The sequence below is a fragment of the Blastococcus sp. SYSU DS1021 genome, from assembly GCF_054050995.1.
In genome coordinates, this window is record NZ_JBJHAL010000015.1 from 20,392 (window position 1) to 42,888 (window position 22,497).

The 22,497-nt window shown below is 76.6% G+C and carries 20 protein-coding genes; 15 read left to right on the forward strand and 5 right to left on the reverse strand.

Annotated elements, in window-relative coordinates; all coding sequences use genetic code 11:
• Window positions 1-12 precede the first annotated feature (12 nt).
• Window positions 13-834, forward strand: coding sequence for a DUF4383 domain-containing protein (locus ACI8AP_RS12560; protein WP_456589680.1), 822 nt, complete (start codon window positions 13-15; stop codon window positions 832-834).
• On the opposite strand, the gene ACI8AP_RS12565 is transcribed toward ACI8AP_RS12560, so the two are convergent.
• On the reverse strand, window positions 816-1,556 hold the full coding sequence (locus tag ACI8AP_RS12565) for a siderophore-interacting protein (protein ID WP_456589681.1): 741 nt from the start codon (window positions 1,554-1,556) through the stop codon (window positions 816-818). The genes ACI8AP_RS12560 and ACI8AP_RS12565 overlap by 19 nt on opposite strands.
• A 107-nt stretch (window positions 1,557-1,663) precedes the next feature.
• On the opposite strand from ACI8AP_RS12565, the gene ACI8AP_RS12570 reads away from it, so the two are divergent.
• The 9 genes from ACI8AP_RS12570 (at window position 1,664) to ACI8AP_RS12610 (ending at window position 13,065) form a co-directional block, all read left to right on the forward strand.
• Window positions 1,664-3,163 (forward strand): pyridoxal phosphate-dependent decarboxylase family protein, encoded by a 1,500-nt coding sequence (locus ACI8AP_RS12570; protein WP_456589682.1) that lies wholly within the window; start codon window positions 1,664-1,666, stop codon window positions 3,161-3,163.
• The gene (locus ACI8AP_RS12575; RefSeq protein WP_456589683.1) at window positions 3,160-4,530 is read left to right on the forward strand and encodes a lysine N(6)-hydroxylase/L-ornithine N(5)-oxygenase family protein; all 1,371 of its coding nucleotides are present in this window, start codon (window positions 3,160-3,162) and stop codon (window positions 4,528-4,530) included. The genes ACI8AP_RS12570 and ACI8AP_RS12575 overlap by 4 nt, the downstream gene beginning before the upstream one ends.
• Window positions 4,527-5,111 carry a GNAT family N-acetyltransferase gene (locus tag ACI8AP_RS12580; RefSeq protein WP_456589684.1) on the forward strand — a complete coding sequence of 195 codons (585 nt, stop codon included), beginning with the start codon at window positions 4,527-4,529 and terminating at the stop codon, window positions 5,109-5,111. The genes ACI8AP_RS12575 and ACI8AP_RS12580 overlap by 4 nt, the downstream gene beginning before the upstream one ends.
• Window positions 5,108-6,925 carry an IucA/IucC family protein gene (locus tag ACI8AP_RS12585; protein ID WP_456589685.1) on the forward strand — a complete coding sequence of 606 codons (1,818 nt, stop codon included), beginning with the start codon at window positions 5,108-5,110 and terminating at the stop codon, window positions 6,923-6,925. Before ACI8AP_RS12580 ends, ACI8AP_RS12585 begins: the two co-directional genes overlap by 4 nt.
• A gap of 17 nt (window positions 6,926-6,942) precedes the next feature.
• The gene (locus ACI8AP_RS12590; RefSeq protein WP_456589686.1) at window positions 6,943-9,075 is read left to right on the forward strand and encodes a penicillin acylase family protein; all 2,133 of its coding nucleotides are present in this window, start codon (window positions 6,943-6,945) and stop codon (window positions 9,073-9,075) included.
• The gene (locus ACI8AP_RS12595; protein WP_456589687.1) at window positions 9,072-9,659 is read left to right on the forward strand and encodes a GNAT family N-acetyltransferase; all 588 of its coding nucleotides are present in this window, start codon (window positions 9,072-9,074) and stop codon (window positions 9,657-9,659) included. The genes ACI8AP_RS12590 and ACI8AP_RS12595 overlap by 4 nt, the downstream gene beginning before the upstream one ends.
• A gap of 31 nt (window positions 9,660-9,690) precedes the next feature.
• On the forward strand, window positions 9,691-10,263 hold the full coding sequence (locus ACI8AP_RS12600) for a hypothetical protein (RefSeq protein WP_456589688.1): 573 nt from the start codon (window positions 9,691-9,693) through the stop codon (window positions 10,261-10,263).
• Window positions 10,264-10,410: 147 nt separating this feature from the next.
• Window positions 10,411-11,841 carry a reverse transcriptase family protein gene (locus ACI8AP_RS12605; protein ID WP_456589689.1) on the forward strand — a complete coding sequence of 477 codons (1,431 nt, stop codon included), beginning with the start codon at window positions 10,411-10,413 and terminating at the stop codon, window positions 11,839-11,841.
• Window positions 11,842-11,886: 45 nt separating this feature from the next.
• A complete protein-coding gene (locus ACI8AP_RS12610) occupies window positions 11,887-13,065 on the forward strand; it encodes a precorrin-3B synthase (protein ID WP_456589690.1) in 1,179 nt (392 codons plus the stop codon).
• Between the two features lie 73 nt (window positions 13,066-13,138).
• Here the strand turns inward: ACI8AP_RS12610 and ACI8AP_RS12615 are convergent, their stop codons facing one another.
• A complete protein-coding gene (locus ACI8AP_RS12615) occupies window positions 13,139-13,303 on the reverse strand; it encodes a hypothetical protein (RefSeq protein ID WP_456589691.1) in 165 nt (54 codons plus the stop codon).
• A 417-nt stretch (window positions 13,304-13,720) separates the two neighbouring features.
• On the opposite strand from ACI8AP_RS12615, the gene ACI8AP_RS12620 reads away from it, so the two are divergent.
• From ACI8AP_RS12620 to ACI8AP_RS12635, 4 genes are all read left to right on the forward strand, one after another.
• Window positions 13,721-14,950: a DUF222 domain-containing protein gene (locus tag ACI8AP_RS12620; protein ID WP_456589771.1), complete on the forward strand. Its 1,230-nt coding sequence runs from the start codon at window positions 13,721-13,723 to the stop codon at window positions 14,948-14,950.
• 141 nt (window positions 14,951-15,091) lie between these two features.
• Window positions 15,092-15,712, forward strand: coding sequence for a precorrin-8X methylmutase (locus tag ACI8AP_RS12625; protein ID WP_456589692.1), 621 nt, complete (start codon window positions 15,092-15,094; stop codon window positions 15,710-15,712).
• Window positions 15,709-17,217: a precorrin-2 C(20)-methyltransferase gene (locus ACI8AP_RS12630; RefSeq protein ID WP_456589693.1), complete on the forward strand. Its 1,509-nt coding sequence runs from the start codon at window positions 15,709-15,711 to the stop codon at window positions 17,215-17,217. The genes ACI8AP_RS12625 and ACI8AP_RS12630 overlap by 4 nt, the downstream gene beginning before the upstream one ends.
• A 49-nt stretch (window positions 17,218-17,266) precedes the next feature.
• On the forward strand, window positions 17,267-18,493 hold the full coding sequence (locus tag ACI8AP_RS12635) for an MFS transporter (protein ID WP_456589694.1): 1,227 nt from the start codon (window positions 17,267-17,269) through the stop codon (window positions 18,491-18,493).
• Between the two features lie 22 nt (window positions 18,494-18,515).
• On the opposite strand, the gene ACI8AP_RS12640 is transcribed toward ACI8AP_RS12635, so the two are convergent.
• Complete coding sequence (locus ACI8AP_RS12640; RefSeq protein WP_456589695.1) at window positions 18,516-19,253, reverse strand: cobalt-precorrin-6A reductase; 738 nt, start codon at window positions 19,251-19,253, stop codon at window positions 18,516-18,518.
• A gap of 26 nt (window positions 19,254-19,279) precedes the next feature.
• Here ACI8AP_RS12640 and ACI8AP_RS12645 point away from each other — a divergent pair, with 26 nt between their 5' ends.
• A complete protein-coding gene (locus ACI8AP_RS12645) occupies window positions 19,280-20,371 on the forward strand; it encodes a cobalt-precorrin-5B (C(1))-methyltransferase (RefSeq protein WP_456589696.1) in 1,092 nt (363 codons plus the stop codon).
• Window positions 20,372-20,445: 74 nt separating this feature from the next.
• On the opposite strand, the gene cobM is transcribed toward ACI8AP_RS12645, so the two are convergent.
• Both cobM and cbiE read right to left on the reverse strand, forming a co-directional pair.
• Entirely contained in the window at window positions 20,446-21,186 is a 741-nt protein-coding gene (gene cobM / locus ACI8AP_RS12650; RefSeq protein WP_456589697.1) for a precorrin-4 C(11)-methyltransferase, read from the reverse strand.
• On the reverse strand, window positions 21,183-22,415 hold the full coding sequence (gene cbiE, locus ACI8AP_RS12655; RefSeq protein ID WP_456589698.1) for a precorrin-6y C5,15-methyltransferase (decarboxylating) subunit CbiE: 1,233 nt from the start codon (window positions 22,413-22,415) through the stop codon (window positions 21,183-21,185). The genes cobM and cbiE overlap by 4 nt, the downstream gene beginning before the upstream one ends.
• Between the last annotated feature and the right edge of the window lie 82 nt (window positions 22,416-22,497).

The following is a 22,497-nucleotide window of genomic DNA, read 5'->3' on the forward strand; positions in this document are numbered from 1 at the left end:
GAGGGAGTCGTCATGGCACTGCGTCCCCACCTCCGCCGCACCGGTCCCGCCGCCGGGGCCCCACCGACGTCCGGCGCGGCCGCCCCGCCGGCAGCCGGCACCCCGACGCCGCCGGCGTCCCGAACCCGCCCGGCGCCCTCCGCGCCGCCCGCGGGTGGTGGCCGCAGCCCGGGCGGCGACCGGGTCCTCGCCGTGCACCGGATCGGCGCGCTGCTCGTCGCCGCGGTGATCGCGGTCTTCGGCATCCTCGGCTTCGCCGACGGGCTGGAGTTCTTCTCGACCGACGGCGAGCGGATCCTGGGGCTGTCGTCCAACGGCCTGCTGTCGACGATCTCGGTGGTCACCGCCGCCGTGCTCGTCGCGGCGGCCCTCCGCGGGCCGCACATCGCGTCGACGGTCATGATCGTCGTCGGCGTGCTGTTCCTGGTCTCGGCGCTGGCCAACCTGGCCGTGCTGCAGACCGGGTTCAACGTGCTCGCGTTCCGCTTCCCCAACGTCGTCTTCTCGGTCGTCGCCGGACTGGTCCTGCTGCTCCTGGGCGCCTACGGGCGGGTCAGCGGGAACCTGCCGCCCGACAGCCCCTACGCCCGCCCCGGCAGCGATGTCGACGACACCGACCCGGCCGCCGACCACCCCTCCACCCCGGCGGAGTTCGCCGCCGAGCGGGCGATGCGGGACGCCGAGGTGGCGGTGGTGCAGCACACCGCCACCCTCGACCAGCAGCGCCGCGTGGCCGCCATGTCAGCGGCGCACAGCCGGGCGGAGCGCCGCCGGATCTGGCTCTCCTTCGACGAGCCCACCGGCGGGGCGAGGCCTCAGGTGGCCGACCAGTAGCCGACCGCGGAGACCCGGTCCCTGGCCGCGCCGAGCTGCCGGCGCAGGTGCTTGGCGAGGGCCCGGGTCGCCGCCGCCTCGCAGGCGGCCCAGAACCAGTCCCGCGACGGGTCGGCCCCTGCGGACGCCGACGGGCCCGCCGCCCAGGCGGCGGTCACCGCGTCGCACAGCGCCTCCCCGGGCGCACCGTCGCGGTCCACCCACACGACCTCCTGCCCCGCGGCGGCGTTGACCGGGAGGTCGCGGTCGGACGGGTGGCCCGCCTCCAGCCACACGCGCGCGGGCAGCTCCGCGTGGTGGGCCAGCAGCGAGTTCACGGCGGGCAGCGACGCGGGGTCGCCGACGAGGTGGAGCAGCCGGGTGCCGGCGGGCGGCCGCTCGTCGCGGGTGCCCTGCACCGTCACCTCGATCGTGTCCCCGGGGCGGGCGGCCAGGGACCAGTTCGCCGCCGGGCCGTCGTGCAGCGCGAACTCCAGGTCGAAGGTGCCCGCCGCGGGATCGGGGGCGACGAGCGTGTACGCCCGCTGGTGCGGCCGGCCACCGTCGGAGAACCAGACCCGCACCCACATCGCCGGGTGCGGCGGGCAGGCGGCGAGCAGGCCACCGTCGGCCAGGTGCACCCGCTGGTACCGCTCCCCCACCCGCTCGCTGCCCCGCACGGTGAGGACGAAGTCCTTGCCGCGCAGCGCCTTCAGGACCACGCCTTCCCAGCCGTGCTGCACCGCTCGTCCCCTCTCGACGTCGTGTGCGGGACCCCCCGGAACCGGGCTCCGGAGCTGTGTATGGTCCCGATTGGTTAGGTGAGGCTAACCTATGAGAGGGGACTTCCGTGACACAGCTCCAGCCGACCGCGCACCTGTTCTCGGGTGCGACGGTCGACCACTACGCCGCGGTCGTCACCGCAGCGCTCGGCGCGCTCACCGACCGGGTCCGGGTCGTCCGCCGCCCCCGGTCGGGCGCGCCGCAGGCCGATCTCGAGGACCTCGTCGACGGCATCGACCTCGACACCCCGCTCGGCGACACCTTCTCCGCGCTGAAGGAGACCTCCCGGCTCTACCTGGAGCACGCGGTCTGGTTCCACGAGCCCGGCTACGTCGCCCACCTGAACTGCCCGGTCGCCATCCCGGCGCTGGCGGCCGACCTGTTCGCGTCGGCGGTGAACACGTCGGTCGACACCTACGACCAGTCGACGACGGCGACCCTGATGGAGCGTCGGCTCATCGGCTGGGCCGCCGGGCGCGCCGGCCTGGGCCCGGCCGCGGACGGGATCTTCACCAGCGGCGGCACCCAGTCCAACCTGCAGGCGCTGCTGCTGGCCCGGGACGAGGCGCTCGCCGCGCAGCCCGGCGGAAGCCTGCCCGGCGGCGCCCGGCTCCGCGTCCTCGCCACCGACCAGGCGCACTTCAGCGTCGCGAAGGCCGCCCGCCTGCTCGGCCTGGGCGACGACGCGGTGGTGCCGGTGGCCACCGACGGGCAGCACCGGATGGATCCGGCCGCGCTCCGGTCGGCCGCGGCCCGGGTCCGGGCCGCCGGCGACGTCGTCATGGCGGTGTCCACCACCGCCGGCACGACCGACCTCGGCCGCATCGACCCGCTCGCCGCGGTGGCCGACGTCTGCGCAGAGGTCGGCGCATGGCTGCACGTCGACGCCGCGTACGGGGGTGGGTTGCTGGTCTCGCGCCGGCGCCGGCACCTGCTCGACGGCATCGAGCACGCCGACTCGGTGACGGTGGACTTCCACAAGACCTTCTTCCAGCCGGTGGCGTCCTCGGCGGTGCTGGTGCGCGACGGCGCCACGCTGCGACACGTCACCCACCACGCCGACTACCTCAACCCGCGCGGCGAACGGGCCCCCAACCAGGTCGACCGCAGCCTGCAGACCACCCGGCGCTTCGACGCGCTGAAGCTCTGGGTGACGCTGCGCGCCATGGGGGCCGACGCGGTCGGCGCGGCCTTCGACGCCTGCCTGGACCTCGCCGTCGACGTGCACGAGGACCTGGCTCGTGACCCGGAGTTCGAGGTGCACAGCGCACCGACGCTGAGCACCGTCCTCTTCCGCTACCGGCCGAACGGTGCCCACGGGCCGCTCGACCCCGCCGCCGCCGACCGGCTCGTCGGCGCGATCCGCGAGCGGTTGTTCGACGAGGGCGAGGCGGTCGTCGCCCGCACCGTCGTCGACGGGCGGCCCTGGCTGAAGTTCACGCTGCTCGACCCGGGCACCACCCGCGGCGACGTCCGGGCCGTGGTCGACCTCGTCCGCGCGGCCGGGGACGACCTGCTCGCCGCCGCCGGCACGCCCGTCCGCGACCGCGAGCAGGTGCTCGCGTGAGCGCCGCCGGCACGCCGGTGCACGACTTCGTCGCCGTCGGGATCGGCCCGTTCAACCTCGGACTCGCGGCCCTCAGCGCCCCGGTGCCCGACCTCTGCGGCGTCTTCCTCGACGAGCGCGAGGAGTTCAGCTGGCACCCCGGGATGCTGATCGAGGGCACCACGCTGCAGGTCCCGTTCCTCGCCGACCTGGTGACGATGGCCGACCCCACGTCGCCGTACTCGTTCCTGGCCTGGCTCAAGGAGACCGGGCGGCTGTACCCGTTCTACATCCGCGAGGACTTCCACCCGCTGCGCGCCGAGTACGACACCTACTGCCGCTGGGCCGCCGGGCGCCTGCCGGGGCTGCGGTGGGGCCGGCGCGTGGAACGGGTCGAGCACGCCGACGGCGTCTACCGGGTCTCTGCCCGCGACGTCCGGACCGGCGAGGTCGAGGTGCACCTGGGGCGCCGGCTGGTGCTCGGCGTCGGCACCGCGCCGTGGCTGCCCGAGCCGGTGCGGGACCTGCCCGGGCCGGCCTGGCACTCCGCGGACTACCTGCCGCACAAGGAGGAGCTGCAGACGCTCGGGCACGTCACGGTCGTGGGCAGCGGGCAGAGCGCCGCGGAGATCTACCTCGACCTGCTGACCGACGCCGACCGCCTGGGCTACCGGGTCGACTGGGTCACCCGCTCACCGCGGTTCTTCCCCATGGAGGTCACCAAGCTGACCCTGGAGATGACCTCGCCCGAGTACGCCCGGTACCACCACGGCCTGCCCATGGCGCGGCGCGACGCCCTCGCCCGCGAGCAGCGCCACCTCTACAAGGGCATCAGCGGCGAGCTGGTCGACGCCATCCACGACACCCTCTACCGGAGGGGCCGGCGCGGCGAGGTGCCGACCGAACTGCTGCCCGGTGTCGAGGTGGCCGGCGCGCGCTGGGACGCCGGGCAGCGCAGCTACGCGCTGCGGCTGCGGCACGCGGACCAGGGGCGCACCGCCACCCGGACGACGCGGGGGCTGGTGCTCGCCACCGGCTACCGCGCGCAGGTGCCGGCCTTCCTCGACCCGGTGCGCGACCGCATCCGGTGGGACGCGCGCGGCCGGTACGACGTCGCGCTCGACCACTCGATCGACGTCGCCGGCCGGGAGGTGTTCGTGCAGAACGCCGAGGAGCACACCCACAGCCTGATCGCCCCGGACCTCGGCATGGGCGCCTACCGGAACTCGGTGATCATCAACGCGATGTGCGGGCGGGAGGTCTACCCGGTGGAGGAGCACATCGCCTACCAGACCTTCGGGGTCGGCGACGCCGAGGACGCCGAGGACGCCGGGGACACCGCCGGAGCCGGGACCGGCGCGCTGACCGCCGCAGGAGCTCCCCGGTGACCGCCGCACCGGCCTGGGCCGCCCGCTCGACGGTCGGGGTGCTCACCCTCGAGCCGCTGGACCTCGACCGCGACCTGTGCGTGCTGCACGCATGGGTGACGCACCCCCGCTCGGCCTACTGGCTGATGCAGGGGCAGGGGCCGGAGGAGGTGCGCGCCGCCTACGCCGCGATCGTCACCGACCCGCACCACGACGCCTGGCTCGGCCGGGTCGACGGCGTCCCGACGTTCCTCGCGGAGACCTACGACCCCCGCCACCGCGAACTCGCCGGCGTCTGGCCGGCCGCCCCCGGCGACGTCGGCATGCACCTGCTCGTGGCGCCGCCGGCCGACGGGGCCGCGCCGGTCCGCGGCCTGACGTCGGCGGTCATGGCGGCGGTCGTGCGGTTCTGCCTGGACCGCCCGGGGGCCCGCCGGGTCGTCGTCGAGCCGGATGCGCGCAACGCCGCCATCCGGGCCAAGAACCGGGCGGCGGGCTTCGTCGAGCACGGCGAGCTGGACCTGGGGCACAAGACGGCGGTGCTGAGCACCTGCACGGCCGAGTCGTTCGCGGCGAGCGAGCTGGCCGGGGTGCTGGCGTGAGCGCGGCGGGGCTCGAGCAGGAGCTCGCCGGCGCGGCCCACCTCGAGCCCGAGGCGATGGCCCGGGCGCACCGGCACGTCGTCACCAAGGCGCTGTCGGAGTTCAGCCACGAGCGCCTGGTCACCCCCGAACCGGCCGACGACGGGCCGGCCGACGCGCTGGGCCGGACCTGGTGGCGGCTGCCCACGGCTGCCGGGTCGGTCTACCGCTTCACCGCGCGGGTGCTGCCGCTGGAGCACTGGGACGTCGACCCCTCCTCGGTGAGCCGCACCGTCGACGGCGCCGCCGCGCCGCTGGACGCCCTGGCGCTGGTCGACGAGCTGCAGGCCGACCTCGGCATCCCCGACGCACTGCTCGGCACCTACCTGGAGGAGGTCAGCGCGACCCTCGCCGGCGTGGCGTGGAAGCTCCACCACCGCCGCGCCGACGCCCGCGAGCTGGCCCGCGCCGACCTGCAGACCGTCGAGCGGTCGATGACCGAGGGACACCCGGCCTTCGTCGCCAACAACGGGCGGATCGGCTTCGGGCTCTCCGACTCGGCCGCGTACGCCCCGGAGGCGGGCGAGCCGGTCCGGCTGGTCTGGGTGGCGGCCCGGCGGGAGCACACCCACCTGGCCTGCGGCGACGGCGTCGACGAGGAGCGGCTCTACACGAGCCAGCTCGGCGAGCAGTTGCTCGCGCGGTTCGCCGGCCGGCTCCGCTCACTCGGCCTGGACCCGGCCGACTACCTCTTCCTGCCCGTGCACCCCTGGCAGTGGGAGCACCGGCTGGCGGTCACCTTCGCCGCGGACGTGGGCCGGCACGACCTCGTGCCGCTGGGGGTCAGCGAGGACCGCTACCAGGCGCAGCAGTCGATCCGGACCTTCTTCGACCTGGACCGCCCCGACCGGCACTACGTCAAGACGGCGCTGGCGATCCAGAACATGGGCTTCCTGCGTGGGCTCTCCCCGGCCTACATGCGCAGCACCCCGGTGATCAACGACTGGGTGGCCGGCGTCGTGCGGGGCGACCCGGAGCTGACCGGCGCCGGCTTCGACGTGCTCCGCGAGCTGGCCTCGGTCGGCTACACCGGCGACGCGTACCACCGGATGGCCGGGCGCGGCATCCGCTCGCCGTACCAGCGGATGGTGGCGGCGCTGTGGCGCGAGAGCCCGGTGCCACGGCTGGCGGCGGGCGAGCGGGCGATGACGATGGCGGCGCTGCTGCACCGGGATGCCGAGGGCCGGTCGCTGGTGGGCGGCCTCGTCGCCGACTCGGGGCTGGACCCGCGCACCTGGCTGCGCCGCTACCTCGACGCCTACCTCCGCCCGGTCCTGCACTGCCTGCTGGCCCACGACCTCGCCTTCATGCCGCACGGGGAGAACGTGATCGTCGTGCTGGGGGGCTCGACGCCGGCGCGGGTGCTGATGAAGGACGTCGGCGAGGAGGTCGCCGTGTTCGGCGCCCGGTCGCTGCCCCGGGACATCGAGCGGATCCGCGTGCACGAGCCCGACGACGTGCGCCTGCTGTCGGTGTTCACCGACGTCTTCGACGGGTTCCTGCGCTACCTCGCCGGCATCTTCGACGCCGACGGCCTGCTGTCGGCCGACGCCGTCTGGGCGTGCGTCGCCGACTGCCTGCTGGCGCACCGGGAGGCGTTCCCGGACCTCCACCGGCGCTTCGACCTGTTCACCCCCGAGTTCGCGCACTCCTGCCTCAACCGGCTGCAGCTGCGCAACACCCTGCAGATGGTCGACCTCGCCGACCAGGCGTCCTCCCTGCAGTACGCCGGGACGCTGGCCAACCCGGTCGCGCCGTTCGGGCCGCCGCGGTGACCGGGCCGGCTCCCGGGGTGGCCCGCGACCGGTGGGGCGTGCCCACCATCCGGGCGGGGTCGCTCGACGACCTCGCCCGGGCGCAGGGGTACGCCACCGCCGTCGACCGGGCCTGGCAGCTGGAGGTCGAGCGGTGGCGCAGCGAGGCGACCCTCGCCGCGCACCTGGGCGCGGCCGGGTTGGACTGGGACACCTTCGCGGCCCGCGCCCGACTGGACGACACCGCCCGCCGCTGCCACGACGCCCTCGACCCGGGCACCCGGCGATGGGTCGGGGCCTACGTCGACGGGGTGCGCGCCGGCCTGGCCGAGGGCGCCGCGCGCTCGCCGGAGCTGCGGGCCCTGGGCTGGGCGGGTGGGGAACAGCACGGCGGGCGCGGCGGCTGGCGGCCGTGGACCCCGCTGGGCATCTTCCTGGTGCACCACGTCCTGTTCGGGTCGCTGGGCACGACGGTGTGGCGGGGGCACCTGCTGCGTTCCTTCGGGCCGGGGCTCGGTCGGGAGCTCGCCGTCGCGCTGGGCCTGGGCCCGCCGGACGGCAGCAACGCGGTGGCGGTGACCGGCGCGCGGACGGCGTCCGGGCTGCCGCTGGTCGCCGGCGATCCGCACCGCCTGCTGGAGCGGCCCGGGATCTACCAACAGGTGCACCTCCTCGTCGAGGGAGCGGCCGACGACGGCGTCGACGTGGTCGGGCTGGCCTTCCCCGGCGTCCCCGGGGTCGCGCACTTCGGGCACACCGGCACGGTGGCCTGGGCGGTGACCAACGCGATGGCCGACTCCCAGGACCTCTACCGCGAGCGGCTGCGCCGGGACGGCGACCGCGTGCTGGCCCTCGGGCCGGACGGCTGGGAGCCGGCCGACGCCGCGACGGTCCGCCTCGATGTCCGCGACGGCGAACCGGTGACGGTGGAGACCGTCGAGACTGCGCGGGGGCCGGTCGTCGTCCCGTCGTGGACGGCGGAGGAGCCGGGCGAGCCCGAGGCGCTGAGCCTGCGCGCCCCGAGCCGGGTCGACGCCGCGCTCGGCTTCGATGCCCTGCCGCTGCTGCTGCGCGCCCGCACCGCGGCCGACGTCGAGGCGGCGCTCACCTCGTGGGTGGAGCCGGTGAACAGCGTCCTGGTCGCCGACAGCTCCGGCGACGTCCGCCAGCTCGTCGCGGGCCGGGTCCCGGACCGGGCGGCCGCGAACCGCTGGTACCCGGTGCCGGCCTGGGAGCGGGCGCACGCCTGGCGCGGGACCTGCCCGGCCCCGGCCGGGCTCCGGGTCACCGACGGGCCCCCGTGGGACGGCGTGGCGGTGACGGCCAACGACCAGCGCCCCGACGTCGCCCCGTACGGCTCGGTGTTCGCACCGGGTCACCGGGCCGCCCGGCTGCGCGCGCTCCTCGGCGACCGCACCGGCCTGACCGCCGACGACCTGGCGGCGCTGCTGCTGGACACCGCCGCCCCCGCCTCCGGCCCGCTGCGGCTGCTCCGCCACCTCCGGCCCCCGGAGGCCCGCACCCCGGCCGCCCGGCTGCACGCGGAGATCGTCGGGTGGGACGGCCGGATGGACGCGAGCAGCCGCGGGGCGGCGGCGTTCGGCGCGTGGCGCGCGGCCCTGGTCCGGCGCGTCGCCGGCCTGCCGCTGCTCGCGCCCCTGCACCACCCGGCCGGCGTCCCCGAGGTGCTGGCGCCCTGGGTGTCCCCGGTCGAGCGGATCGGGACGGCGCTGGAGCGGCTGCTCCGCGTGCTCCCCCAGCACGGCGTCGACGTCGACGCGCTGGCCCGGGACGCGCTGGCCGACGCGGCGGGGAGCACCGCCGCGACATGGGGGGCGACGCACCGGCTGCGCACCGTGCACTCCCTCGACGGCACCCCCTGGGAGGACGTCGTCGCCCGGCCCGCCGACGGCGCGCCGCTGGCCGGCGACACCGACTGCGTCCTGGCCACGACGAGCCTCCCCGGGCTCACCGACGTCTGCCTGCGCGGCCCCGTCGCCCGCTACGTCTGGGACCTCGCCGACCGCGACGCCAGCCGCTGGGTCGTCCCGCTGGGCGCCGACGGGGTGCCCGGCCCGCACGCGGAGGACCAGACGGAGCTCTGGCTGCGCGGCGACCTCGTCCCCGTTCCCCGCACCGCCGCCCCCGCCGTCCTGGAGGAGATCTCGTGACCGACGCCCGCCTCGTCGAAGGAACCAGCCCGTTCGGAGACGGCCGCACCCTCGGGGTGCGCCGGCTCGACCCTGACCGCGACGCCCCCCTGGTGCACTCCTGGGTGCGCGAGGAGCGGGCCCGCTTCTGGGGGATGACCGACCACACCGAGGACCAGGTGCGGGACGTCTACGCATTCGTGGACTCGCTGCCCACCCACCACGCCTACCTGGTGTCGGTCGACGACGCCCCCGTCGCGCTGCTGCAGACCTACGAGCCGGCCGCGGACCCGGTCGCCGAGACCTACCCCGTGCAGGACGGCGACCTCGGCGTCCACCTGCTGCTGGCCCCGGCCCGCAGCAGGGAGGCGGGCTTCACCGCCCGGTTCGTGGCCGCCCTCGCGGCGGTGCTGCTGGCGAACCCGGCCGTGCGCCGCGTCGTCGTGGAGCCGGACGCCGGCAACGAGCTGGCCTTGGATCGCGTCCGCCGGACAGGGTTCGAGCTGGGGCCGGAGGTGGACCTGCCGGAGAAGCGCGCCCGGCTCGCGTTCCTGTCCCGGGAGACCCTCGAGGCGCTGACCGGCGCGGCACGGATATCGGGCTGACGCGCCCGGTCGGCCGCCCTAGCCTGCCGCGGTGGCCTACGACGCGCTGACGGAGAGCATCGCGCTCCTCGAGCGCGGTGTGCCGGACTCCCCGCCGCGGATCAGCCGACGCCGGCGGTTCGCCCCGCTGGCCGTCGACGTCGACGGGGACGTCGCCTGCACCCTCTTCGCCCGCCGCAGCGTCGGCTGCGCGGTGCAGGAGGCCTGGGTGCTCGTGCGGCGCGGGGCCCAGTGGTCGCTGCTCGGGGGCGGCGGGGGCGGCGGGTTCGAGGACGACGACCTGGCCGACCGCCCCGCCGCCGCGGCCCTGGGCGGTCACCTCCTCTGGCGCGGCGGTGGCTCGTCGCTCCGGAACGCCGGGCGGCTGCTGCCCTGGGGTGCCCGGTACGTCAGCTACGCCGTGCTCAGGGCGAGCGCGGAGGTCGACCGGGTCGTCGTCGGTCCGCGGGAGATCAGGGTGCCGCGGCACGGGCACCTCGTGGTCGTCTGGGACGGCGTGCCGCCCCTCGTGGAGGCACGGGCCGCGGACGGCCGGTTGCTCGCCGCGCGTCGGGTGGACCTGCGGCGCCGCCGCCTCCCCGAGGCGTACCGCGACCCCGCGTGATCGCCCGACCAGCGCGGATCCGCCGCCCGGACTGGTCAGGGCCGGATCGGCCCCCTACCGTGGCCGGGTGCGGCGGGGAGGGCAGGACGACCGGCGAGGAGCCGGTCCCTCCGGGGCAACCCCGGGGTCTCGCAGCAGAGCAGGGCGATGCGTCACCCGCCGGACGGCGCGCTCCGCGCACGTCCCGGCGCCTCCGTCACGGAGCGGCTGCCCTCCCCGCCGTCGCGCTCGGCGGCCCCGCCGGTGACGGCCACCCGGCGCGCCGAGGTCACCGCGAACGGCATCGCCACCGCGCTGCTCGCCGGGCGGTGGCGGCGCCCGCAGATGGTGCGCCGGGTCGCCGTCGCGCTCGGGTACCGGCGCGCCCCCCGCTGGGTGGGCACGCTGGTCGGTGAGGTGCTGGGGGCCTACTGGCACCCACCGGCCGACCGCCCGCGGGAACTGGCCGCCTTCCTCCGCACGACGGGGGGCTGGGCGCGCGGTCAGGCGGCCGAGGTGCCGCCGCGGGTGGTGCACTGGGAGCCGGTGCCGACCGCCGTCGTCCGGCCCCGGCTGCCCACGGTGGAGCTGCCCGACCTGAGCGCCCTGGCCCGGCTGCTCGACCTCGACCAGGGCGAGCTGGCCTGGTTCGCCGACGCCCGAACCCTCGAGCGCACGGCGCCCGAGCCCCTGCGCCACTACCGCTGGCGGGCGGTGGACCGGCCGACCGGCGTCCGGCTGCTCGCCGCACCGAAGCCCCGGCTGAAGGAGATCCAGCGGCGGCTCCTGCGGCACGTGCTCGACCCGGTCCCGGTGCACGGTGCCGCGCACGGCTGCGTGCCCGGCCGGTCGGTGCGGACGGCGGCCGCCCCGCACGCCGGCGCCGCCGTCGTCCTGCGGATGGACCTGGAGCACTTCTTCGCGAGCGTCCCCGCGCCCCGGGTCCACGGGCTGCTGCTGGGCCAGGCCGGCCTCCCCGAGCCGGTCGCGCACGCGGTGACCGGCCTGGTCACCACCGTGGTGCCCGCCGCGGTGTGGCGGCGCATCCCGCCGCCGGAGGACCCCGTGGCCCGGGAGCGGCACCGGCGGCTGGGGACGCGGCTCGCCGTGCCGCATCTTCCGCCGGGTGCGCCCACGTCCCCGGCCCTGGCGAACCTGGTCTGCTACCGGCTGGACCGCCGGCTGGCCGCGCTCGCGGCGACTTTCGGCGCGACCTACACCCGCTACGTCGACGACCTGACCTTCAGCGGCGGCACCCGGGTGGGGCGCGGCCGGCTGGCCGAGCTGGTGGGTGAGATCGCCCGGGAGGAGGGCTTCCGGGTGAACGCCGCCAAGACACGCGCGATGGGCTCGGCCCGCCGGCAGGCAGTGCTGGGCGTCGTGGTCAACGAGCGCCCGGCGCTGCCCCGCCGCGAGCGGGACGAGCTGCGCGCGCTGCTGCACAACTGCGCCACCCGCGGCTGGACCACCCAGCTCCGCGGCCGCGACCCCGCCACGTTCCGGGACCACGTCCTGGGCCGGGTGGCCTGGGCGGCGTCGGTGGACCCGGCGTCCGGGGCGCGGCTGCGCGCGCTGGCCGAGCGCATCGACTGGAGCTGACCGCCGACGGCTCGGGCCGACCCGGGACGTAGCCTCGCGGGCGCCATGTCATCAGCCGGGCTGCCCACGCCTCCCCTCCGGGACCGGGCCGACGCCTGCCCCGGCGCGCTGCAGACCCACTCCGCCGCCGACGGCGAGCTCGCGCGGGTGCGGGTCCCCGGTGGACTGCTGGTGGGCGACCAGCTGCGCGTCCTCGGCGCGGCCGCCGTCGAGCTCGGGGACGGCGCGCTGGAGCTCACCAGCCGCGGCAACGTGCAGCTGCGGGGCCTGCGCCCCGGATCGGCCGGCGAGCTCGGCGGCCGGCTGGCGGCGGCCGGGCTGCTGCCCAGCGACAGCCACGAGACGGCCCGCAACCTGTTGGGCAGCGTGTTGAGCGGGCGGACCGGGGGCCTGCTCGACGCCCGGCCCTGGGTGCGCGACTTCGACGCCGGGCTGTGCGCCGACCCGTCGCTCGCCGCGCTGCCGGGACGGTTCCTGGCCACGTTCGACGACGGCCGGGGCGACGTCGCCGCGCTCGGCGGGGACGTCGGCCTGTTCGCGCTCGCCCCCGACGCCGTCGCGCTGACCCTCGCCGGCGCCGACTCCGGCCTGCGCGCCGGTCCGGCGGACGCCGTCGACCTCGCGCTGGCGGCCACCCGGGCATTCCTCGACGAGCGCGCCGCCCAGGGCGGAACGGCCTGGCGGCTGGCCGAACTCGCCGACGGGCCGGCACGGGTGGCGGCGCGGCTGGACGCCCCGGCCGGGGAGCGGGTCGAGGTGCCGGCCCAGCCGCGGATCCGCCCGATCGGTGCGGTGCGGCAGGACGACGGCCGCACGGCCCTCGCCGCGGTGGTCCCCCTGGGCCGGCTGACCGCCGCCCAGGTGTCGCTGCTCGCCGACGTCGCGGCAGAGGTGCAGCTCACCCCGTGGCGCGGGGTCGTCGCGCCCGACCTGGCCGACGGGTCGGCGGCCAGGTCGCTGGCCGACGCCGGGCTGGTGCTCGACCCCACGAGCCCGTGGACGCGCGTGACCGCTTGCGCGGCGCTGCCCGGGTGCGCGAAGTCCCTGGCCGACGTGCGGTCGGACGCGACCGCTGCCGTGATCACCGGATCCCTCCCGGCGGACGGGGCGCGGCAGCACTGGGCCGGGTGCGAGCGGCGCTGCGGCCGGCCCGGCGGCGCAGTGGTGGACGTGGTCGCGACCGGCGCCGGCTACCGAGTCGAGGGCAGCGGCCACCCCGGCTGAGGCCGGCTCGCTCCGGCAGGGGTGACGGACAGCAGCCCACGATGCTGAACCCGGGGCTGGGGCGTGCGCCCTGTTACCGGTAGTCGCTCAGCAATGCGCGGAGCACGCGGACGACGTCGGCCAAGACGTCATCGAGGTCGGTGAGGTCCCGCCACTCGTGCCGGACCAGCCGGCGTCGCCACCAGCGGCCGCGGACCTGGTCGACCGCGATGTCCTCGTCGAGCCCGTCGAACCACACCTCGATCGGCTCGCCTGCCGTCCTGGGCTCGATCGTCGTGCCCCAGCCGTAGACGGCCTCCCGCCGGTTCCCGGACTGCCAGAAGCGTCGTGGTGCCGGTACGACACGGTGCCCTCGTGGTCACGCAGCACTGACTCGACGGTCGCGCGCAAGGCCACCTGCTGGGCGGGCGGCTCCGGAGCGGGGAAGTCGGGCACGGCGCGACGCTAGCCCGGAGCCGGGCCGGAGGACGCACGTGGCGGGTCGGGCCATGCGAGAGCGGGCACCCGCCGCAGTGAACTGCCGAGCACCACGACCCACCGCTGTCCACGCTGTGCCGAAATCTGTGGACAGGCTTCTGACCTGCAGTTTCGGGTTGCCGAGGCCGGCCCGCCCGGCTAGTATTCGTACATGCGTTCGACCGCTGCGGGTGATGCGCTGGACCGGTTGACGGCCGCGCTGGACGACCTGGCGGCCGAGGACCTGGCCGGCCGGTTCGGCCCGCAGCTGCTCGACCGGCTGCGGCCGCTGCTGGTGGCGCAGAACCGGCTCGCCGCGGAAGTCACCCGCACCGTGCGGGAGTGCGAGGTCACCTCCGCCGCCGAGCACGACGGGCAGCGGACGATGGCCTCCTGGCTGCGCGGACATGCCCGGCTGTCGTCGGCCGCGGCGTCCCGGGTGGTGCGCTCCGGGCGGGCGCTGCCCGAGCTACCGGCGGTGCGAGCCGCGTTCGCCGCGGGTGCGATCACGGCGGAGGCGGTCGCGGTGATCGCCCCGGTCGCCGCACCGGTGAACGTGGCCGCCGCGCAGGCGCACGACGTGGACCTCGCCGGGGTCGACGCAACCCTGGCCGAGGTCGCCGCGAGTCGCCCGCACGCCGAACTCCGCCAGGTCGTGGACCACTACCTGGCCCGGCTCGACCCCGACGGCCCCGAGCCCGATCCCACCGAGGGCCGGTCACTGGTGTTCGTCACCCACGCCGATGGCCGCGTCGGGTTCCGCGGCGAGCTCGACGCCGTCGGCGGGGAGAAGTTCCAGGCCGCGGTCGAGTCGATCGTGCAGGCCTCCCGCCCCGCCGGGGACAGCCGCACCCGCGCCCAGCAGTCCGCCGACGCCCTGGTCCAGCTGGCCGACAACCAGCTCGCCTCCGGCGCCCTGCCGGTCCTGCGCACCGTGAAGCCGCACGTCATCGTCCGGATCGACCTCACCGACCTGGTCGACCCCGCCACCGGACCGGGCGCGGCCACCACCGGGCTCGGCGCCACCATCTCCGCCGCCCGCGCCCGCTGGCTGGCCTGTGACGGCAACGTCTCCCGCATCGTCATCGGTCCCGACGGCGAGCTCCTGGACCTGGGCCGCCGGCACCGGGTCGTCCCGCCGGCCCTGCGCCGCGCGGTCGAGTACCGCGACCGGGGATGCGTGTTCGCCGGCTGCGACGCCCCCGCCCACTGGTGCGACGTCCACCACCTCGTGCACTGGGCCGACGGCGGAGAGACCTCGCTGGAGAACTCCGGGCTGTTGTGCGAACGCCACCACACCAAGGTCCACCACGGATTCCGCATCGAACGAGATACCGCCGGCCGATGGCACACCTACCGGCCCGACGGCACCGAGATCCTGATCTTCCCCCGCATCACCGGCCAACCCGAACACTCGCGCACCGGCTGAGCCACCGACGCACGACGAACCCTCCCCGGGTCCTGGGAGGGGTTCGTCGGCCTGCTCAAGCACGCAGCACAGCGGTGGGCTGGGACCGCCCGCCGTTCCCCGGAGCAGGTGGCCCGAGCGCGGGACGTAGCCTCCTGCCCGATGTACGACTACGAGAAGGACGGCGCCGAGATCTACCGGCGCTCGTTCGCCACCATCCGCGCCGAGGCGAACCTCGCGAACCTGCCCGCCGACGTCGCCCAGGTGGCGGTGCGGATGATCCACGCCTGCGGGCAGGTGGACCTCGTCGACGACATCGCCCACTCCCCCGACGTCGTGCAGCGCGCCCGCGAGGCGCTGAACGCCGGCGCACCGGTGCTCTGCGACGCGCAGATGGTGGCCAGCGGCATCACCCGGCGGCGGCTGCCGAAGGACAACGACGTCATCTGCACCCTGAACGACCCGCGGACCCCCGGGCTCGCCGCCGAGCTGGGCACCACCCGCACCGCCGCGGCGCTGGAGCTGTGGCGCGACCGGCTCGACGGCGCGGTCGTCGCGATCGGCAACGCCCCCACCGCGCTGTTCCATCTGCTCGAGATGGTGGCCGCCGGTGCCCCGCGCCCCGCCGCCGTGCTCGGCATCCCTGTCGGGTTCATCGGCGCCGCCGAGTCCAAGGACGCCCTGGCGGAGTCCGACCTGGAGTTCCTGGTGGTCCGGGGCCGGCGCGGCGGCAGCGCGATCACCGCGGCCGCCATCAACGCGATCGCGAGCACCGCCGAATGAGCGGACAGACGACCGGCCGGCTCTACGGGGTGGGGCTGGGCCCCGGCGACCCCGAGCTCGTCACGGTCAAGGCCGCCCGGCTGATCGGCGCCGCCGACGTCGTCGCCTTCCACGCCGCGCGGCACGGCCGGTCGGTGGCCCGCGGCCTGGCCGAGCCCTACCTGCGCGAAGGGCAGATCGAGGAGCTGCTGGTCTACCCGGTCACCACCGAGACCACCGACCACCCGGGCGGCTACCAGGGCGCGATCGACGAGTTCTACGAGGCCGCCGCTGCGCGGCTGGCCGCCCACCTGGACGCCGGCCGCGACGTCGTCGTCCTCGCCGAGGGCGACCCGCTCTTCTACGGCTCCTACATGCACATGCACAAGCGGCTGGCGCACCGCTACCCGACCGAGGTCGTCCCCGGGGTGACCAGCGTGAGCGGCGCGGCCGCCGCGGTCGGCCGGCCCCTGGTGGAGCGCGACGAGGTGCTCACGGTGCTCCCCGGCACGCTGCCGGCCGACGAGCTCGCCGCCCGGCTGGCCGGCACCGACTCGGCGGCGGTGATGAAGCTCGGCCGCACCTTCCCGCAGGTGCGGGAGGCGTTCGAGCGGGCCGGCGTGCTCGACCGGGCGCTCTACGTCGAGCGGGCCACCACCGACCGTCAGCGGTGCCTGCCGCTCGCCGAGGTCAACCCGGCGAGCGTCCCGTACTTCTCCCTCGCCCTGCTGCCCAGCCCGCTCACGCCGCAGGTCACGGAGCCGGCCCAGCCCTCCGGCGAGGCGGCCACGCACGGAGAGGTCGTCGTCGTCGGCCTCGGTCCGGGCGCGCGGAGCTGGACGACCCCGGAGGCCGCCGAGGCGCTCGCCGCCGCCGACGACCTCGTCGGCTACGGCCCCTACCTCGACCGGGTCGCGGCCAACCCGCGCCAGACCCGGCACCCCAGCGACAACCGCGTCGAGGCCGACCGTGCCGCGCACGCGCTGACGCTGGCCCGGGAGGGGCGGCGGGTCGCGGTCGTCTCCAGTGGAGACCCGGGCGTCTTCGCCATGGCCGCCGCCGTGCTCGAGGTGGCCGAGCGCCCCGAGTTCGCCGGTGTCCCGGTGCGGGTCGTCCCCGGCCTCACCGCCGCCCAGGCGGTCGCCGCCCGGGTGGGGGCCCCGCTGGGGCACGACTTCTGCGTGCTGTCGCTCTCCGACGTCCTCAAGCCCTGGGAGGTGATCACCGATCGGCTGCGCCACGCCGCCGCCGCCGACCTGGTCATCGCCCTCTACAACCCGCGCTCGAAGCACCGCCCGCACCAGCTCGGCGAAGCGCTGCGGGTGCTACTGGAGGTGCGCCCGCCGGAGACCGTGGTGGTCGTGGGGCGGGACGTCGGCGGGCCGGAGGAGAGCCTCCGGGTCACCACCCTGGGCGCGCTGGACCCCGCGACCGTGGACATGCGCTGCCTGGTGCTGATCGGCTCCTCGCAGACCCGCGTCACCGCCTCCGGCGCGGTCTACACCTCCCGCCGCTACCCGGGCTGACACGCCGGGGCGGGGAATGCCCGCGCGATCGTTGCCCTTTCCCACCGTCGTGGCACCCCCGACGCTCAGCAGAGCCCCCGCGTTCTGGACCACCGCCGGCCTGCTGCTGCTCGTCCTCGCGGCCTCGGGGGTGCCCACGCCGCTGTACCGCGTCTACCAGGAGCAGTTCGGCTTCGGGCCCGGCATGCTCACGACGGTCTTCGGCATCTACGCCCTCGCCCTGCTGGCCGCCCTCCTCGTGGTGGGTGGCCTCTCCGACCACGTGGGCCGCCGGCCGGTGGTGGCCGGCGGGCTGCTGCTGCAGGCGGTCTCCATGGCCGTCTTCCTGACCGCCGACAGCGTCGGCTGGCTGCTCACCGCCCGGGTGCTGCAGGGCCTGTCCATGGGCGCGCTCACCGGAACCCTCGGCGCCCTGCTGCTCGACACCCAGCGCCCGGCCCGCCCGCTGGGCCCGCTGGTCAACAGCGCCGGGCCCGGCATCGGGCTGTCGCTGGGGGCCGTGGGCGCCGGCCTGGTCGTGGAGTACGTCGCCTCGCCCACGCGCTGGGTCTTCGCCGTCCTGACCGGGGTGCTGATCCTCGCCGCCGCGCTGGTGCCGCTGCTGCCCGAGACCTCCCCCCGCGCACCGGGAGCGCTGCGCTCGCTGCGGCCGACGGTGCGCGTGCCCGCACCCCAGCGCCCGGCGTTCCTCACCGCGCTCCCGGCCATCGTCGCCGCGTGGGCGCTCGGCGGCCTGTACCTCTCCCTCGGCCCCTCGCTGGTCGCCTCGGTCTTCGGCATCGAGGACCACCTGGTCGGCAGCCTGCTGGTGCTGGCCATGCAGGGCACCGCGGCGCTCGGCGCCGTCCTGGGCCGCGACCTCGCACCGGAGCGCGCCATGGTCGCGGGCGCCTCCGTGTTCGCCGTCGGGGTGACCGGCACGATCGCCGCCCTGCTGACCGGGCAGGTCGTCGTGCTCTTCGGCTCCGCCGTCGTCTCCGGCCTCGGCTTCGGCCTGGCCTTCCTCGGCGCGGTCGCCACGGCCAGCGCCGGCGTGGCACCGGCCGAGCGCGCCGGGCTCCTGTCGAGCGTCTTCGTCGTCGGCTACCTGAGCTTCAGCGTCCCGGCCGTGGCCGCCGGGGCCGCCGCCGGGGCGTTCGGCCTGGCACCGGTCACCGAGGTCTACGCCGCCGTCCTGGTCGTCCTGGCGCTGGCCGCGGTCGCCGGTGTGCGGCTGCGCCGCCGGGCGACCCCACCCGACCGGACGCCGGACGCCGCGGAGTCGCTGCCCGCCTGAGCCGGGTCGGCGGTACGTCGGATCAGGTCGTGCGCGACCGAACCCATTCCCGGGCCGCCTCCACGGTGTCGGCCACCGCGACCCCCGGCGGCAGCGGCGGGCGGCGCACCAGCACGACCGGCACCCCCAGCTCGCGAGCGGCGGTCAGCTTGGCGGCGGTCATCCCGCCCCCGCTGTCCTTGGTGACGACGACCTCCACGGCGTGCGCCCGCATCAGCGCGATCTCGTCCGCGACGGTGAACGGCCCGCGGGCGAGCACCACCGTGCTGCGCCGGGGCAGCGGCGGCGACGGGGGGTCCACCGACCGCACCAGGCAGTGCCCCGGGACGTCGGCGAACGCGGCGAGCCCCTGCCGCCCGGTCGTGAGAAACACCGAGTCGTACCCGGTCACCACTGCCGCCGCTCGTTGCAGTGACCCGACCCAGTGCCACTCGTCCCCCGGCCCGGCGGTCCAGCCCGGTCGTTGCAGTCGCAGCAACGGAACCCCGGTGACCGATGTCGCCTCCGCCGCCGCCGCCGTCATCCCGGCGGCGAACGGGTGCGTGGCGTCCACGACGGCCGCCGTCGGGGCCTCCCGCAGCCAGGCCGCCAGCCCCGCCGCACCGCCGAACCCACCGATCCGCACCGCACCCACCGGCAGCAGGGGCTCGGCGACGCGCCCGGCCAGGGAGCTGACGACGTCGACCCCGTCATCCACCAGCGCTCCGGCCAGCCGTCGCGCCTCCCCGGTCCCGCCCAGGACCAGCACCCGGCCGGTCACGCCGCGCCGCCGTGCATGCTGATCACGTGACGACGGCGGACCGGACGGACGGCACGGGCCTGCGCTCGGGCTGGACCACGGGCGCCTGCGCGACCGCGGCGGCCACCGCCGCCTACACCGCGCTGCTCACCGGCGAGTTCCCCGACCCGGTCACGATCGACCTGCCGCACGACCGGCACCCGTCGTTCGCGCTGGCCATCGAGCGCCTCGAGGACGGCGCCGCCACCGCCGGCGTGGTCAAGGACGCCGGAGACGACCCCGACGTCACCCACGGCGCGCTCGTCTCCGTGCGGGTGACCCACGGGGCACCCGGCAGCGGGGTCACCTTCCGCGCGGGCGAGGGCGTGGGCACGGTGACCAAACCCGGGCTGCCGCTGGCGGTCGGCGAGCCCGCGATCAACCCGATGCCCCGGCAGTTCATCCGGGAGCACGTCGCCGCGGTCGCCGCCCGCCACGGCGGCTCCGGGGACGTCGTCGTCGAGGTGTCGGTCGAGCACGGCGCGGAGCTCGCCCGCCGGACCTGGAACCCCCGGCTGGGCATCCTGGGCGGGCTGTCCATCCTGGGCACCACGGGCGTCGTCGTCCCGTACTCCTGCTCGGCGTGGATCGACTCGATCCGCCGGGGCATCGACGTGGCCCGCGCCGCCGGGTACGCGCACGTGGCGGCCTGCACCGGCAGCACCAGCGAGCGGGTGGCCGTCGAGACGTACGGGCTGCCCGAGGACGCGCTGCTGGACATGGGCGACTTCGCCGGGGCCGTGCTCAAGTACCTGCGCCGCCACCCGATCGGCCGGCTCACGATCGCCGGCGGCATCGGCAAGCTCGCCAAGCTCGCCGACGGGCACCTCGACCTGCACTCCGGCCGCTCGCAGGTGTCCTTCGAGTCGCTGGCCGGCCGGGTGCGCGCTGCGGGCGGCCCCCCGGAGCTGGTCGACGGGGTGCGGGGCGCCAACACCGCGCTGGACGCGCTGCAGCAGTGCCGGGCGGCCGGCCTCCCGCTGGGCGATCTGGTGGCCGCCGCGGCGCGGGAGACCGCGCTCGGCGTGCTGCGCGGCGCCCCCGTGGCGGTCGACGTGATCGTCATCGACCGCGCGGGCACCGTGGTCGGCCGGAGCTAAGCCTCGTCCGGTTGGACGGCCCTGCTGCAGGGGCCCGCCGCGAGCTCGCGAGCGGTGGGGGGCAGCAGGGTCCTTCATCGGCATCGGCTCGTCGAGTAGAGGTGGCTGTCGGGGAACTCCCCGGCGGTCAGCACCGAGCCGACGATCACCACCGCCGTCCGCTTCACCCCGGCGTCGGCGACCTGCGCCGCGATGTCGGCCAGGGTTCCGCGCAGGACCAGCTCGTCGTCCCGGCTGGCGCGGGCGACGACGGCGACCGGGCAGTCCGGGCCGTAGGAGGGCAGGAGCTCGGGCACCAGCTCGGCGATCCGCTGCACCGCGAGGTGCAGCACCAGCGTGGCGCGCGAGGCGCCGAGGGTGGCCAGGTCCTCCCCCGCCGGCATCGGCGTGGACCGGGCAGACGTGCGGGTGAGGATCACCGTCTGCCCGACGCCGGGGACGGTCAGCTCCCGCTTGAGCGAGGCGGCCGCCGCGGCGAAGGCGGGCACGCCCGGGACGACGTCGTAGGGCACGCCGGCCGCGTCGAGGCGCCGCATCTGCTCCGCCATCGCGCTGTAGACCGACGGGTCGCCGCTGTGCAGCCGGGCGACGTCGAGCCCGGCCTCGTGGGCCGCGACCAGCTCGGCGGTGATCTGGTCGAGGTCGAGGTTCGCGGTGTCCACCAGCCGGGCGCCCGGCGGCGCGGTGTCCAGCAACTCGCGGGGCACCAGCGCCCCGGCGTACAGGCACACCGGCGCCGTGGCTATGAGCCGGGCGGCCCGGACCGTGACCAGGTCGGCGGCGCCGGGCCCCGCGCCGATGAAGTGCACCGTCATGGCTTGACTCCCGACCAGATCGTCACGGGCATGGCCGCCTTCCAGCCGGTGAAGCCGCCCACGGGTGCGGCGGTGGCGACGGCGAGGCGCACCAGCTCGCCACCGTGCCGCGCGTACCGGTCGGCCAGCACCGCCTCGCTCTCCAGCGTGACGGCGTTGACCACCAGCCTCCCACCCGGCGGCAGCGCGGCCCAGCAGGCGTCGAGCACGCCGGGGACCGTCGCGCCGCCCCCGACGAAGACGGCGTCGGGGGCTGGCAGGCCCGCCAGCGCCTCGGGGGCGCGGCCCTCCACCACCCGCAGGTCGGGGACGCCGAGCCGCCCGGCGTTGCGCGCGATCCGCTCGGCCCGCTCCGCGCGCGACTCGACCGCGACCGCGCGGCAGGACGGGTGCGTCCGCATCCACTCGATGCCGATCGAGCCGGCACCGGCCCCGACGTCCCAGAGCAGCTGGCCCGGCAGCGGGGCCAGCCTGGCCAGGGTCACCGCCCGCGCGTCGCGCTTGGTCAGCTGGCCGTCGTGCTCGTAGGCGTCGTCGGGCAGGCCCGGAACGGTGGGCAGCGGCACGGTGCCCGGGTCGGCGACGACCTCCACGGCGGTCACCACCAGCGGGTCGGTCTCGGCGTGCGGCCACCCCGCGGCGGTGCCGGTGAACCGCCGCTCGCCCGGCCCGCCCAGCTGGGCCAGCGCGATGACCCGGCTGGCGCCGTACCCCCAGGCCACGAGACGGTCCGCGACCGCCGCCGGGGACGACGTGTCGGATCCGAGCACCAGCAGCCGCCGGCCCGGCGTCACGTGCGGGGCCAGCAGCTCCACCGGCCGGCCGACGACCGTCACCACCGTCGTCTCCTCCACCGCCCAGCCCAGCCGCGCGCACGCCAGCGTCACCGACGACGGGTGCGGGACGACGTCGACCGCGTCGGCCCCGAGGACCCGCGCCAGCGAGGTGCCGATCCCGGAGAACATCGGGTCGCCGCTGGCCAGCACGACTACCCGCCGGCCGGGGTGCGCCGTGGGCAGGGCGCGGATCGCCGGCCCCATCGGCGAGGGCCAGGGCACCCGCTCCGCGGCCACCGACGGTGGTACCAGAGCCAGCTGGCGCGCGCTGCCGCGCAGCACCTCGGCCGTCTCGATGGCCCGCCGGGCCGTCGGCGACAACCCGTCCCAACCGTCCGCGCCGATGCCCACGACCACGATCGGGCGCTCGGCGGGGACCTCGGGGGCTGGCACGGGCGCCGATCCTAGGCAGCCCTCCCGACCGCGGCCGGCGCACGGGCGCCGGGCTGCGCCGGCCGGGCCGCGGTCGGGGTCG